The organism is uncultured Arcticibacterium sp. (assembly GCF_964021845.1).
Lineage (GTDB): Bacteria > Bacteroidota > Bacteroidia > Cytophagales > Spirosomataceae > Arcticibacterium.
The window spans coordinates 104,143-117,415 of sequence record NZ_CAXHZC010000002.1; the positions used below are offsets into that span (position 1 = coordinate 104,143).

The window sequence follows — 13,273 nt, forward strand, 5'->3', positions numbered from 1 at the left end:
TAGCTCCCCCTCAAAACATTGAGAGAATAAACCATGAAAAACACCTTAGCACTATTATGCATTTTTCTAATTACCGCTTTTACTTTAAGTGCCCAAAACGAAATAAACATTACCAAAACCTACCTCAGTCAAAACAGTGCTAAGGAGCATTTGTCAAAAAGTGACATTGACGAAATGACGGTATCCAGTGCATACTTATCTCCTACTACGGGCTGGTACCATATTTATTTCACACAAACTTATCAATCTATTGAGGTATATAATGGCGTTTTGAATGCAACATTACAAAATGGAGAAGTTAAATATGTAGGCAATACCTTCGTGAAAAATATTGCTTCTTTTATTCCAGAAAGCACTTCTTCTAGTCTCAATATAAGTCCGTCACAAGCCATTGAAACGGCTGCAAAGGCTAAGAATCTTTCCTTTGGGGAGGCTTTACAAGTGAACTCAGTATTAATAAATGATGATAAAGAAAAAAGAATTCTAAAAGCGAGTTACACCGATAAAACGCTATCTGATGAAAACATACTAGTAAAAAAATACTGGCTACCTTATGAAAGCACTGAAAATGGTAAAACTAGAAAAAAGGTAAGTCTTACATGGAATGTTCAATTCTTGACTAAAGACCATAAAAATCAATGGAATATACACGTAGATGTAAACACTGGCAAAATATTACGAGACCAAGATGATATCATTCATTGTCATTTTGAGGTGCCAGAAAGCACAACTAGTGCTAAAGTAGGCAACGATAAACATACACATTTAAAAACGTCCAAAGTAGCAACTCCAAACAGCTATAATGTTTTTGATTACCCTTTAGAAAGCCCCAATCATGGAAACCGTACCATTGTAATTAACCCTTACGCCCGTTTTGTGCCAGCAAATACAGGCCCAGGAGCTACTAATGGCTGGCATAATGATGGCACTACAGATTTTACCACAACCCGTGGAAATAATGTATTCGCGAAGGATGATTTAGCTTTTGATAATGAAGGAACTATTGGCTCAAGCCCCAGTTCGGCAACTTTAGAGTTTGATAGCCCCTACTCACAAACTACCGGAACTGCCGCTGCCAACTTAGATGCGGCCATTACCAACTTATTCTATTGGAATAATGTCAATCATGACATCTTATATAGATATGGTTTTGACGAACCGAGTGGTAATTTCCAGCAAGATAATATGGGCAGGGGTGGTAGTGGTAACGACTATGTAAACGCTGATGCCCAAGATGGCTCTGCAACCAATAACGCTTATTTTTTCACACCAATAGATGGCAGCAATCCTAGGATGCAAATGTACATTTTTAGCGATGCAGGCAACCCTGCTTATCAACCTGATTCGGATTTTGACAATGGGATAATTTCACATGAATATGGGCATGGCTGGTCTATACGTTTAACGGGTGGCCCCGCTAATGTAGGATGTTTAGCAAACGCAGAAAGCGGAGGTGAAGGCTGGAGTGACTATTTAGCACTAATGTTAACTACAGATTGGTCTGTACTTTCACCAAATTTAGCAAGTGCCAATATCGCAAAAGGGGGAGGAACATATGTAAAAGGTCAACCCACCACTGGTCCTGGAAGCCGTCCTTTTAGATATTCTTATGATATGGCTAATGTAAACCCTACAGTTACTTATGGACAAGTAGCCAATACTCTGAGCTTTTCTCAACCACACGGTATTGGCTCCATTTGGGCTACTATACTTTGGGATATGACCTGGGAAATAATCTTTCAAGACAATCAAATTACCAATAACATTTACGACGTACCTGCCAATATCTTTGATATGAAAGGGAATGTAGCAGCTCTAAAACTAGTCAATGAGGGGCTTCGCCTTCAATCCTGTAGTCCCAGTTTTGTGCAAGCCCGTGATGCCATTTTACAAGCAGATGCCTTACTATTTGGCAGCAGGTACCGCTGTGCTATTTCAAAAGCTTTTGCTCGTAGGGGTTTAGGGGCCTATGCCAGTACAGATTTATCTACCAATGACCGTATCGTTACCGAAGACTTCACTCCTCTTGCGGTACCAGCTTTGACTTCTACTTTAGAAAACACAATTTGTAATAATCAACTATTCAACTATACCCCAACTGTGGGGGTGAGTGGGACTTATAGCTACACTTGGACACGTGCTGCAGTGGCTGGCATTAGCAATCCAGCCTCCAATGGAGTGGGCTCTATTAGTGAAACACTTATCAATACGACCGCATATCCTGTCGATGTGAAATACTTCATAACGGTAAGTCCTTCTACCTGCGGAGGTACACCTACTCCACAAACCGTGAGTATCATAGTTAATCCTTTAGTAACTCCAATTGTCGGTGCTTATTCTATTTGTCAAAACGGCACTATCCCTATTGGCGAAGGCCTAAAAGTTCCAGCAGTATATCTCAATAGTATTGATGCCGAAATAGCCGTCGGCCCTACTTACGTGAGATCAAAAACTAGTTCTTCTTCCTATATAAATTCTAATGTTTCTGTTTATTATAAAAGCATTCCTTTTACAGCCTCTTTTTCGGAAGATGTAACTTTTGAAGTTACTTCAGCCTCTTTAACTAGTACTTATGAGCAGGACACACATCTATCCTTATACAAAAGCCCGTTTGACCCTGCCAACCCCGCTACTAATTTTCTTATATCAAGAGATGATGGAGGGGAAAACTATCAATCTAAATTTACCCATACACTTGCTAAAGATAGTACATATGTACTCGTTGTAAGCACATTCAGCAGAGCTACTACGGGAACATTTACACTGGTATCAAGTGTGGTAGGTTTTACAGGAGCAAATAATTGGTACGCCAGTGCTTCTGGTGGCACTGTACTCTCCACTGGCGAGGTATTTAATCCTGTAGGTATAGCCGGCTCTGGCATAAGTAATACCTCTATTTTAGGTACTAGCCACTTTTATGTTTCTCAGAGTTTTAACCCTTCTTGTAGAACGCCAGTTAGCTTTACTATAAGTGAAACACAGACGGCTAGTAATGTTTCGGTTAGCTCTTACGCCATTTGTCCAGCTGCCAATTTATCTCTAATGGCGGACTGCCCAAATGGTGAGATTAAATGGTATGACCAGTTATCTAATGGAACCAGTATTGGGGAAGGGAGCAACCTAGTGCAGGCACCAATATCCAATACAACCTTTTATGTTTCTTGTGAAACGGCCACATGTAAAAGTGCCCGTGTTGCCACTTCTACAGTTATAGTGAAAGAGCCGTCTGCTACTCCTTTGACTTTAACAACTGACTATAATTCCGGTTCAACTTTAGAGATGTCTTCTGAATCTATTTTAGCAACAAACAAGGTTATTTCTCCAGCTAAAGCCATTTATAAGTCAGGAAAATCAATTTCTTTGAATGAAGGATTTGAAGCAACTTCTGCTAGCCTTTTCAGGGCGGAAATAGGAGGCTGTGAAAATATTGGAACCCTTGGATTGGTAGCATACTACCCCTTCAACGGCAATGCCAACGATGAAACGGGCAATGGTAACAACTGTGTAGTAAACGGAGCCACACTAACTACTGATAGATTTGGAGTTGCCGCTAAAGCTTACGCTTTTGATGGAATTAACGACAAAATTTCAAGTAACGTGGGCAGCAGTTTCTATTCGGAGCATAAAACAATTTCTTTTTGGGCTAAAATTTCAGGATCTGGAATTGACAATCCAAGAATGGTGGGTGTAGGTCCAGCAGGATCACCTTATCAGTATTACAGTTTAATACTGGAAGGCACTGCATCACCAAGGCGAATTTGGTTCTTTTCAAGCAACAGTTTAGAGCAAAGTTTTTCGGCTACATCGGTAGCAGATAATAGCGGTTGGCATAATTATCAAGTCACTTTTGATGGGCTTAAAGTAAAAGTCTTTATTGACGGAGTACTAGACAAAGAAACGAATACCACTGGAGCCTTAGCTAGCTTTTCAAATGCAGTTTTACAAATAGGTTCTAGCGATAATGGTTTGGATCCGTTCCAGGGCTCTTTAGACGAGCTTCGGATATACAACCGTGCTTTAAGCGATGCAGAAGTGCAGGCTATTTATTATGCTGAGAAGCCGTGAGTTTAGCTTTTCAGAAACACACCTCCTAATTGGTAGGAGGTGGATTTCCCCAACTTATTTATCAGCCTAAAAGTCACGAAAATACTTGAAATTACCCCGTAACTACCACTCCCTAAAAATAATTGGTGATCAGCAGGTTAAGAGGTAGATTCGTTAACGATTTATAAGTAGAATAAATGAAAACTAATAAAAAACGAGTCTTACCAATTCAATGGAATGAATCAACATTTTATTTCCTGACTTTAGTTGTTCTAGTTCTACTTGGGTTTTGGCCGACGTACTTTGCTAAATTCCTTAATGGAACAGCCGATTTCAGTTTCTATTTTCACTTTCATGCCGCTATGGCAGCAACTTGGGTAGCACTATTGGTACTGCAACCCATGCTTATCAAAAACAAGAAAGTAGCCTTACATAGAAAGTTGGGCAAACTGACTTATGTCTTGTTGCCTTTATTTTTTCTTTCGGTAATATTGTTAAAACATCATAGTATAGGCGGTGAGGTTAGCCCAAGTTTAGGAGCTAGTTTATGGTTACAGTTAAAAGATTTAGTGATTATCGGCATCATGTACGGTATTGCCATTTGGCACAAAAAGAACATTCAAATACATGCCCGAGCTATGATTGCTACAGGAATAGTATTTATTGAGCCCTCTTTGGGTAGATTAATCATTAATGTCTTCTATCCAGCCGACTTCACTACGGGCTTTATAGTAACCATTGTTATTGTATATGCTCTATTATTAATTCTGATATTCTTAGAAAGAAAACAAAGTAAAGGCAGGTGGATATTCCCACTTGTAGGAGTGCTATATATTCTGTTTCATTGGCTGTATTTATTTGGAATAAGCTTTCCAGCTTGGGATGCATTTGCCAGTTGGTTTGCTCTTTTACCTCTCACTTAATCATTTTATTGAAAACAGGCATAACCTTTCCCTCCTGTTCAATAAATCAAATTACTAAAAATAACAATCATGAAAAACACAATCCTAGGATTCACTTTTATAATAGCTACAGCTCTAGTAATAAGTTGTACTTCAAAAACAGAAGAGCCTACGACCACCTTCGACTTAGTAACGGCTAAAGCCGAAATTGAAGAAGCCAATGAAAACTTTATGGCTTTAGTAGCCGCTGGAGATTCTGTTGGATTAGCCAATGCCTATACCTCTGATGCAAAGTTCATGAGTGCTGGAGCTCCTTCTGTGGTAGGAAGAGCCAATATTCAATCTGCCATGGCAGGAATAGTTAATTCAGGAATCACGAAGGTGGATTTACGACTAGAAAACGTATATGGCACCAAAGACTTAATAGCCGAAGAGGGTGAATTGAGCCTATTTGTAGGGGATAAAGAAGTAGCCATAGAGAAATACCTTGTGCTTTGGAAAAAAGAAGATGGAAAATGGAAGTTATTTAGAGATATTTTTAATTCTAATTTGCCCGTTGAATAATTAACACTTCGCCCTTGACGAAGTACTTATTTGAATTAAACTTTATACCTCCCACATCAACCAAAAATAAATAAAACACCATGATTAAATTAACGGTACTTTACGGACACCCAACTGACCCTGCTGCTTTTGAAGCATATTATGCAACTACGCACATGCCATTAGTTGGTAAAATTAAGGAAATTAAAAAAGCAGAAACTACCAAATTTCGAGATGAAGCTGATGGCAGTAAAGCAGCCTACTATCGCATGGCAGAGTTATGGTTTGCGGATATGGATGCATTGCAAGCTGGTATGGGTTCTGAAGCAGGACAAGCCACTGCAGGAGACATTGCTAATTTTGCCACTGGTGGTGTTACTCTTTTAACTGGAGCAGTAGATTAAAAAAACGAATTATAATTCGCACTGGATTCCTATTCTATAAATTCTTAGAAGACCCTTCTTATCTCAAACTAAGACGGGTCTTTTTTTGACCTCCACGCTGATAAATGAGACATTAAAGTATCACCAATATTAAGTTTTCAGACTCTACATTAACTTAGTGTTAAATTATTGTTAATAAATGTATCTTGAATATAATTCTTAAACTCGATACATCATGAACAAGCTTATCTGCATACTCCTTTTAACCTCACTATATTCTTGTCAAAAAAGCTCCTATAAACTAGAAAAAACAGCCAACATTGACTTTCCTAACTACAGTAAATCATTTGCTATTATTGAAAGACAATCCAGTAATAATTTGGAGGATAAACTCACCCCTATTGTGCGGAAGCACCTGATTAAGTCAAAATGGATTTACGACGACCAAAATCCAGATTTATATGTAAACATAGCTTACGACGAACGTTATAAGAATGTTCAGCTAAGCCTTTTAGAAACGGAAGGACTACGCTGTATTTGGCAAGGGAAAATATTTGAACTGCCTGAGTCAAAACATACGCTACAAATGGAACGTATAGTGCATTCCGCATTTAGCAAGTAGTTTTTAATTTCTAAACCAAAACATAACATTTCCATAAACAAATTTAGGCCACACTCATGGCAGAAAGAGCTATATTTACCAATAGAAACACTCTTTTTATAGCCATGGAAAAAGAAGCCCTTATATCTGATATAATTCGTGATATATTTGAGCAAAAAGCTCATGAAACCTATTTTGGAGAAGAAGTTACTCAACTACAGCATGCTGTACAAACCTATGAACTTGCCAAAGAGAAAAATGCCGATTTAGAGCTTTGTATTGGTGCATTTCTACATGACATAGGTCACATGATAGACGAAGACACTGAAGAACTAGGAGCCATTCATCATGAACAAGGTGGTGCTAAATGGCTCGCAGAGAATGGTTTTTCAGACAGAATAGTGGCTGTAGCAAGTGAGCACGTAAATGCCAAACGCTACCTCTGTTACAAATACACTTCTTACAGAACTAAACTCTCAGAAGCCAGCAAAGCAACTTTGATTTTACAAGGTGGAATTATGAAGCCGTCAGAGGCTGCCTTATTTCAGGAGCATCCCTTTTTTGATGATATTATCTCGGTAAGACTGTGGGACGAGCAAGCAAAAGACAAAAACAAAGAACCTTTAGATACAGAACTCATTTACAACCAAATAGAACAATTATTCAATTAACATGAAGATTAAAACTTTAGCTTTACTACTATGCCTTAGCTTGGCAGGCTACGCCCAAAATACAGAAAACGTTATTATTGTAACTCTTGATGGTCTTAGGTGGCAAGAGGTTTTCCAAGGTGCTGATAGTGAATTATTAAATGATGAAAAGTACACAGAGTCAATTAAAAGCACCGCAGATAAATTTTGGTCAGATGACGCAAACCAAAGAAGGGAAATACTCATGCCTTTTTTGTGGAGTACGGTTAAAAATGAAGGAATTATAATAGGCAACAGAAAGCTTGGTAGCAAAGTTGACATAAAAAACATCTATGGTTTCTCTTACCCAGGATATAACGAAATCCTAACGGGTTATCCTGACAAAGAAGTTGACTCCAACGATAAAAAGAATAACAAGAATGTCACCGTTTTGGAGTTTTTGAACAAGAAACCCGCGTTTAAAGGTCAAGTTGCGGCTTTCTCTACCTGGGATGTTTTCCCATACATTATTAATGAAGAGCGAAGCGGTGTTTATGTAAACACTGCCCACGATTTAAGCGAGGTTACTCACACAAAAACGGAGGCCTTGCTAAATGACATGGAACAAACGGTGCCTAGTTTGGCCAGTGCAAGGCATGATTACATTACTTTTTATCAGGCTTTTGATTATTTAGAAACAAAGAAACCAAAGGTGCTTTATATAGCCTTTGATGAAACTGACGAGTTTGCCCATGAAGGAAAATACCGTGAATATCTATATGCTGCTAACACTATTGACACTTACATCAGCAAACTTTGGGACTTTTGCCAAAACGACCCGCAATACAAAAACAAAACAACCATTATTATAGCCACAGACCACGGTCGCGGTGATGCTGATAAATCACAGTGGACTAGTCATGGCGATAAAGTAAAAGACTGCGGCTCTATTTGGATGGCAGCCATTGGTCCAGATACCGCTGCAAATGGCGAAGTAGATTTTGAACATCAAAATCATCAAAATGAAATAGCCGCTACCGTAGCTAAACTACTAGGTCAGAAGTTTGAAAACGGTCATGAGATTGGCAAGCCAATTGACCTAATTATTAAATAGAATAAAGGTCGGGTTTTTACCCGACCTTTAAAGTTTCTTTAGTCATAGGTTTCACGGGGTCCATCATGTAAGTAACTATGCTATTATCTTTCAAAACCTCCACTACCCTGAAACCTTTATAGTCTGTACCCCAGCTACCGCCAATGTGCGAATCAAATATAAATGGGACACCATTATGCATTCTAACACCGTCTTGGTCATGCTCATGACCATGAAACACTGCTTTTATATTAGGATAATCTCTAAGTAATAGAAAAAACTCAGGCGTTTCAATTCCATTAGCCGTCCATTTGGCTTGGGGAATATGAATAAATATAAAAACGTTTTTGACCTTTGTAAAAGCGTCCAATTGATTCCTCATCCAGGTCAAATCCGGTGAAAGATAAGTTCCCTCTTCGTCAGAAGTGGTAGCAAACAAAAACGCACTTCCCTTTTCTTCAAAAGAAAAATTAACGGGCATTCCCCAAATGTTTTCCCATTCCGTATCTGAAATTTTATCATGATTTCCTTTAGTCACATAATAAGGCAAATCCAGCATATCTGCCTTAGCTTTTACTAGTGGCATAAGGTGTGGTTCATCATGAATTAGATCGCCATTTAAAACACAAAAATTAGCTGGCATTTGCTTTTGAAACAGATTTGCTTTGTCTCTAAAATTGTCAAACATAGCTTCAAAAGGCGTTTTTGGCTGTCCGTAGTGAGCGTCCGAGGCAATAAGAAAACGCAGTTTCACTCTCTCCTTTAATTCTGATAACTCTTTTGCGGATAAACTTTGAAAACCACCGGCACCCAAAACCAATGTAGCCAGCGATGCGTTTCTTAAAAACTCTCTTCTTGATGTATTCATAGCGTTGCACTTTATAAGTTGTAAACAAATTTATCTAAATCATTTCACTTTTCCATCTATTCTAATATTAAGAAATAGGGCTAAACAATTTCACCTTCTCCCTGCAATAACCTTTACAATTTCATCACAAACAGCTAACTGCCAATTTACCTTCAATTATGAATTTAGCCTGATGAAAAATCAGGTAATAACTAACGCATTAAGTCGCAACAAAACCCTTTTTATCCTTTGGGCAGTCATCGCCACTTTTGGGGCTTACTTTTGCACTTACGCTTTCAGAAAGCCCTATACCACAGGCACTTTCGAAGGTTTCTTCTTTGGTGAGATGGAGTACAAAACCGTTATTATCATAGCACAAGTTATAGGTTATATGCTTTCTAAATTTTTAGGCATCAAAATCATCTCTGAACTTAAAGCCAAACAACGCATTTTACTCATCATATCACTTATTTTGATAGCCCTGCTTTCTCTCACTTTATTCGCATTTATACCCGCTCCATATAATATACTTTTCATGTTTATGAATGGCCTCCCATTAGGCATGGTTTGGGGCGTTATATTTAGTTTTTTAGAAGGGAGAAGGCTGACCGAATTACTAGGCATGGCACTCAGCGTTAATATGATTATTACTTCCGGAATCTTAAAAAGCACCTACCTTTTTATTCAAAATAGCCTTGGCTTTTCGGACTTCCAGATGCCTTTGGTTATGGGTTGTACTTTCTTGCCATTTTTCTTGCTTTCCGTTTGGATGCTGTCAAAACTTCCACCGCCAACCCAAGCCGAAAAGCTTTCAAAAATGAGCCGTAAAGCCATGACAAAAAAAGAGAAGAGAGAAGTTTGGCAGCAGTTATTCCCAGGCTTAAGTTTATTGATAATCTCTTACGCATTATTTACTACTTTAAGAGACTTTAGAGATAACTTCGCAGTAGAAATTTGGCAAAGTTTAGATGCTACTATTGACATAAGTATTTTTGCAAAAACGGAAAGCTTAATTGGAATTATTGTGATGTCTTTAATTGCATTATTAGTTTTAATCAAAAGCAACCGTAAAGCTTATAGATTCATAAACTTGGCCATGATTATTTCTCTTTTTGGCCTTTTACTATCTACCGTATTATTTAAGCAAGGTCAGCTTTCACCCTTCAGCTGGCTTGTCAGTCAAGGTATAAGCTTCTACCTGCCCTACTTATTAATACAAATTGCCTTTTTTGAAAGGTTAATTCCGATTTTAAAAATCAATTCAAACGCAGGATATTTTGTTTACCTCTGCGACTCCGTCGGCTATCTTGGAAGTGTAGTGCTACTTTTTTACAAAGAGTTTTTAGCCACTAACCTAAACTATAAAGAGCTTTTGGTAAACTTTAGCTACGGTACGGCCCTTGTGGGTTTGGCTTTAATAATAGGGCAGTACCTCTTTTTTTCTTACTTAGTTAATCAGAAAAACAAAGTATCAAACTTGGTACAAACTGTTAATTGATTCTTCCGCATATCCGGCTGCAGAGGTCATACCTTTCCCACCAATTCCTGTAATAATTTTAATGCGTTTCTCAACATCATGTACAAAAATATCATCTTCATGCTGGCCATAAAAGCCTGCCCACCTTTCAGCTATGCAGTCTTCAGGTAAGTTCAATATTCGTCTTGCTTCCTTCATAATTAAACCATCAATTTCAGGATTGCTCTGGCAGCCCAGCTCCCTCACTCCATCTATTCCGGCGTACTCATGCGAATCTCCAATTATAATAGAACCGTCATCTGCCTGTTTAAAAAGAATGTGAATTCCGTTTTCTTTTAATTTCTGGTAACGTTCGGGAGTTGCCAAATTTGCAAAAGAAGGGCATTCCTCAAATGACTCATACCTTCTGATAGTTAAGCCCGTCAATATATTGGACTTAAGCTTAATATTAGATAAAGGCTTCGTTTTTAGCATTTGAAGCTTACTTATCTTTATGTTGCTTTTCTCAAAAATAGCTGGATAAAGTGTTTTAAAGGAATAGCCACAACACACCAAAACCTGCTCACTCCTAAATGTATTACCGTTTTCAAGCTCTATTTCGCAACCTGTCATTTTGCGAATAATAGCCATTACTTTATGATTATACCGCACATGTACCCTCCCCATTTCGTTAAGATAATCGCTTACCCGGTTAACCATTTGTCGTGGATCCACACTTAGCTCTTGTGGGTAAAATAATCCACTTTTTATGTAGTCAGGATTTAGATCAGGAAAACGTTCTATGATTCCCTTTTTTGAAAACATAATATTCTCATAACCAGCCTTAGCATGGATATCTCTTTGCTCTTCTAACAATTCCTGCTCTGCATCATCCGAGGCAATATAAACGCTCCCTTGCTGGCGAATTGTAAAATCAGCCTTTTGCTGTAATTCTAAATAATGGACCAAACTTCGCTGTCCATATTTATTCCATGTAGATGATAGACCAGAGGGTACTACTTGACCAAAATTCTGTGTACTCGAACCAGCTTGTTTTTCATCTTTTTCTAACAAAAGCACATTCTTACCAAGCCTGGACGCATGGTACGCGTGGAAAGTGCCCAATACCCCGGCACCCACCACTATCAAATCATATTTCATAGGGAATAAAGATTAAAACGTAATAAAATTCCTATTTTCCTTTTGGACATCGATACTTAATATCTTCGGCAAATCTGCCAAACTCTTGAGTAAGCCATCGTTTTTAAAGGAACTTAATTGCTGATGAGAATGACTACCATTAGTTACCGCTAAACTTTTCCAAACCTTGGCGTTATAACCCTCTTCTAAATCTACCGGTGTATCACCTATTTTAACAATCCTTGAACCTTCAGAAATATTCAGAAAATCAACAGCACGCTCTATCATATACGGCTTTGGTCTTCCGGCAGGTACTTCCGTTGGTGTTATGGAAATATCAATTGGCGTTTTTCCACCAATTTTCACAAAATCATCATTAAGGCCATCAAGCCAACCCAGTTTATCCAAAATAATATTGGTTACTTTTCTATAGAAACCTGTGGTTAAGGCTATTTTGATATCATTTTTTTTCAAAAGGTCAAAAATTCCCAAACAGTGCTCCGTTGGTAAGATTTCTGACTCCTGATAATGATTCTCTAGAATTTCGCAAAAAGTATTGTACGACAAGTCAACGTAGTCTTTTAACTCGTGGCTGTTACCAAGTTTCTCTTTCCAAAGCAACTCAAACACATCCCTTTTAGCATAACCTTGAAGCTCCAATATACGCTCGTCAGATACATCCAACCCTGTATCTTTGCAGGCTTCAGAAAAACAAGTTTCTACTTCTCGCTTATCACTAACTGTGGTGCCCGCCATATCAAACACCACAAGACTTATATCTACCATTTTGCATTATTATTTTGACAATATTATTGAAGAATGCCCATAGTCTAGCCTTTGAGAAGATTAAGTAATTGTTAGCTTTTGGCTTAATAATAGTTTTATTTCTAGGCAACATTCCCTTAATATGAAAACAGTATTTTAGCCACGAAATGATATGGGTTATATAGTTTAACGAGGACTTTAAAAACGGAGGACTTTCTTCCGTTTTTTTTTAACAACGACATACAACCTACACCGCCCTAGAACAGTTATTGTACTATAACATTATAAACATAACTGCATGAAAGTTTTAATAAGCCTTATCCTTTGTCTTAGTGTATTTTCCGCTTGCGAAAAGAATGACATCAATTTCAACAGCGACTTTGAAAAAAGTGAAAAAGCCTGGTTAAGTTTCAAAAACACCTCTAATAACTCTTATCAATATACGGTAGTAGGTGGCTCTTGGGTAGGTTCTGGATGGGAAACTAAACTAACTGTTACTGACGGCATGGTCACCGAAAGATACTATAAATACACCCCAGCCCCTGATTCAAAGCAACCTATCATAGAATGGACAGAAAATGAAAACGAACTTAATACTCATACCGACCCAGCAGCTGCTGAAACAATTACACTTGATAAGGTTTATGAAAAAGCTCAGCTAGACTGGCTAGTAAAAAGAGATGATACCGAAACGTACTTTGAAGTGGACACCGAAGGACTTATTTCCACCGCCGGTTATGTCCCTAATGGCTGTGCAGATGATTGTTTTGTGGGAATAAGTATTCGAAAAATTGAGATGATCGCCATTCTAGGAGTAAATGCTTATTGCAGATAAACCATTTTAATAGTATGCCTATATTTAAGAGGTGT

The 13,273-nt window shown here is 38.1% G+C and carries 12 protein-coding genes; 9 read left to right on the forward strand and 3 right to left on the reverse strand.

Annotation, left to right across the window (positions count from 1 at the left end):
* Positions 1-33: 33 nt before the first annotated feature.
* The 7 genes from AADJ06_RS07125 to AADJ06_RS07155 all read left to right on the forward strand — a co-directional run bounded on the left by AADJ06_RS07125 (position 34) and on the right by AADJ06_RS07155 (position 8,216).
* Complete coding sequence (locus tag AADJ06_RS07125; protein WP_341225732.1) at positions 34-4,065, forward strand: M36 family metallopeptidase; 4,032 nt, start codon at positions 34-36, stop codon at positions 4,063-4,065.
* Between the two features lie 176 nt (positions 4,066-4,241).
* Complete coding sequence (locus tag AADJ06_RS07130) at positions 4,242-4,967, forward strand: hypothetical protein (RefSeq protein WP_341225733.1); 726 nt, start codon at positions 4,242-4,244, stop codon at positions 4,965-4,967.
* A gap of 69 nt (positions 4,968-5,036) precedes the next feature.
* The gene (locus AADJ06_RS07135; RefSeq protein WP_341225734.1) at positions 5,037-5,510 is read left to right on the forward strand and encodes a nuclear transport factor 2 family protein; all 474 of its coding nucleotides are present in this window, start codon (positions 5,037-5,039) and stop codon (positions 5,508-5,510) included.
* Positions 5,511-5,590: 80 nt separating this feature from the next.
* Complete coding sequence (locus AADJ06_RS07140) at positions 5,591-5,893, forward strand: EthD family reductase (protein WP_341225735.1); 303 nt, start codon at positions 5,591-5,593, stop codon at positions 5,891-5,893.
* 214 nt (positions 5,894-6,107) lie between these two features.
* A complete protein-coding gene (locus AADJ06_RS07145; RefSeq protein ID WP_341225736.1) occupies positions 6,108-6,494 on the forward strand; it encodes a DUF4136 domain-containing protein in 387 nt (128 codons plus the stop codon).
* Positions 6,495-6,550: 56 nt separating this feature from the next.
* Positions 6,551-7,144 (forward strand): HDIG domain-containing metalloprotein, encoded by a 594-nt coding sequence (locus AADJ06_RS07150; protein WP_341225737.1) that lies wholly within the window; start codon positions 6,551-6,553, stop codon positions 7,142-7,144.
* A gap of 1 nt (position 7,145) precedes the next feature.
* A complete protein-coding gene (locus tag AADJ06_RS07155; RefSeq protein WP_341225738.1) occupies positions 7,146-8,216 on the forward strand; it encodes an alkaline phosphatase family protein in 1,071 nt (356 codons plus the stop codon).
* A gap of 16 nt (positions 8,217-8,232) precedes the next feature.
* Here AADJ06_RS07155 and AADJ06_RS07160 read toward each other — a convergent pair whose 3' ends face one another.
* Positions 8,233-9,063 carry a metallophosphoesterase gene (locus AADJ06_RS07160; RefSeq protein WP_341225739.1) on the reverse strand — a complete coding sequence of 277 codons (831 nt, stop codon included), beginning with the start codon at positions 9,061-9,063 and terminating at the stop codon, positions 8,233-8,235.
* Positions 9,064-9,235: 172 nt separating this feature from the next.
* Here AADJ06_RS07160 and AADJ06_RS07165 point away from each other — a divergent pair, with 172 nt between their 5' ends.
* Positions 9,236-10,540, forward strand: coding sequence for a DUF5690 family protein (locus tag AADJ06_RS07165; protein ID WP_341225740.1), 1,305 nt, complete (start codon positions 9,236-9,238; stop codon positions 10,538-10,540).
* On the opposite strand, the gene AADJ06_RS07170 is transcribed toward AADJ06_RS07165, so the two are convergent.
* Both AADJ06_RS07170 and AADJ06_RS07175 read right to left on the reverse strand, forming a co-directional pair.
* Positions 10,514-11,659, reverse strand: coding sequence for a TIGR03364 family FAD-dependent oxidoreductase (locus AADJ06_RS07170; protein ID WP_341225741.1), 1,146 nt, complete (start codon positions 11,657-11,659; stop codon positions 10,514-10,516). The two genes, AADJ06_RS07165 and AADJ06_RS07170, sit on opposite strands and share 27 nt — an antisense overlap.
* A gap of 12 nt (positions 11,660-11,671) precedes the next feature.
* Complete coding sequence (locus tag AADJ06_RS07175) at positions 11,672-12,424, reverse strand: HAD family hydrolase (protein ID WP_341225742.1); 753 nt, start codon at positions 12,422-12,424, stop codon at positions 11,672-11,674.
* Between the two features lie 277 nt (positions 12,425-12,701).
* Between AADJ06_RS07175 and AADJ06_RS07180 the strand changes: the two genes are divergently transcribed.
* Positions 12,702-13,238 (forward strand): hypothetical protein, encoded by a 537-nt coding sequence (locus tag AADJ06_RS07180; protein WP_341225743.1) that lies wholly within the window; start codon positions 12,702-12,704, stop codon positions 13,236-13,238.
* The last annotated feature ends 35 nt before the right edge of the window (positions 13,239-13,273 follow it).

What these genes read in the sequence shown, in the direction of transcription:
- AADJ06_RS07125 (WP_341225732.1), top strand. Translation starts at nt 34, where the DNA reads ATGAAAAACACCTTAGCACTATTATGCATTTTTCTAATTACCGCTTTT.
- AADJ06_RS07130 (WP_341225733.1), top strand. Translation starts at nt 4,242, where the DNA reads ATGAAAACTAATAAAAAACGAGTCTTACCAATTCAATGGAATGAATCA.
- AADJ06_RS07135 (WP_341225734.1), top strand. Translation starts at nt 5,037, where the DNA reads ATGAAAAACACAATCCTAGGATTCACTTTTATAATAGCTACAGCTCTA.
- AADJ06_RS07140 (WP_341225735.1), top strand. Translation starts at nt 5,591, where the DNA reads ATGATTAAATTAACGGTACTTTACGGACACCCAACTGACCCTGCTGCT.
- AADJ06_RS07145 (WP_341225736.1), top strand. Translation starts at nt 6,108, where the DNA reads ATGAACAAGCTTATCTGCATACTCCTTTTAACCTCACTATATTCTTGT.
- AADJ06_RS07150 (WP_341225737.1), top strand. Translation starts at nt 6,551, where the DNA reads ATGGCAGAAAGAGCTATATTTACCAATAGAAACACTCTTTTTATAGCC.
- AADJ06_RS07155 (WP_341225738.1), top strand. Translation starts at nt 7,146, where the DNA reads ATGAAGATTAAAACTTTAGCTTTACTACTATGCCTTAGCTTGGCAGGC.
- AADJ06_RS07160 (WP_341225739.1), bottom strand. Translation starts at nt 9,063, where the DNA reads ATGAATACATCAAGAAGAGAGTTTTTAAGAAACGCATCGCTGGCTACA.
- AADJ06_RS07165 (WP_341225740.1), top strand. Translation starts at nt 9,236, where the DNA reads ATGAAAAATCAGGTAATAACTAACGCATTAAGTCGCAACAAAACCCTT.
- AADJ06_RS07170 (WP_341225741.1), bottom strand. Translation starts at nt 11,659, where the DNA reads ATGAAATATGATTTGATAGTGGTGGGTGCCGGGGTATTGGGCACTTTC.
- AADJ06_RS07175 (WP_341225742.1), bottom strand. Translation starts at nt 12,424, where the DNA reads ATGGTAGATATAAGTCTTGTGGTGTTTGATATGGCGGGCACCACAGTT.
- AADJ06_RS07180 (WP_341225743.1), top strand. Translation starts at nt 12,702, where the DNA reads ATGAAAGTTTTAATAAGCCTTATCCTTTGTCTTAGTGTATTTTCCGCT.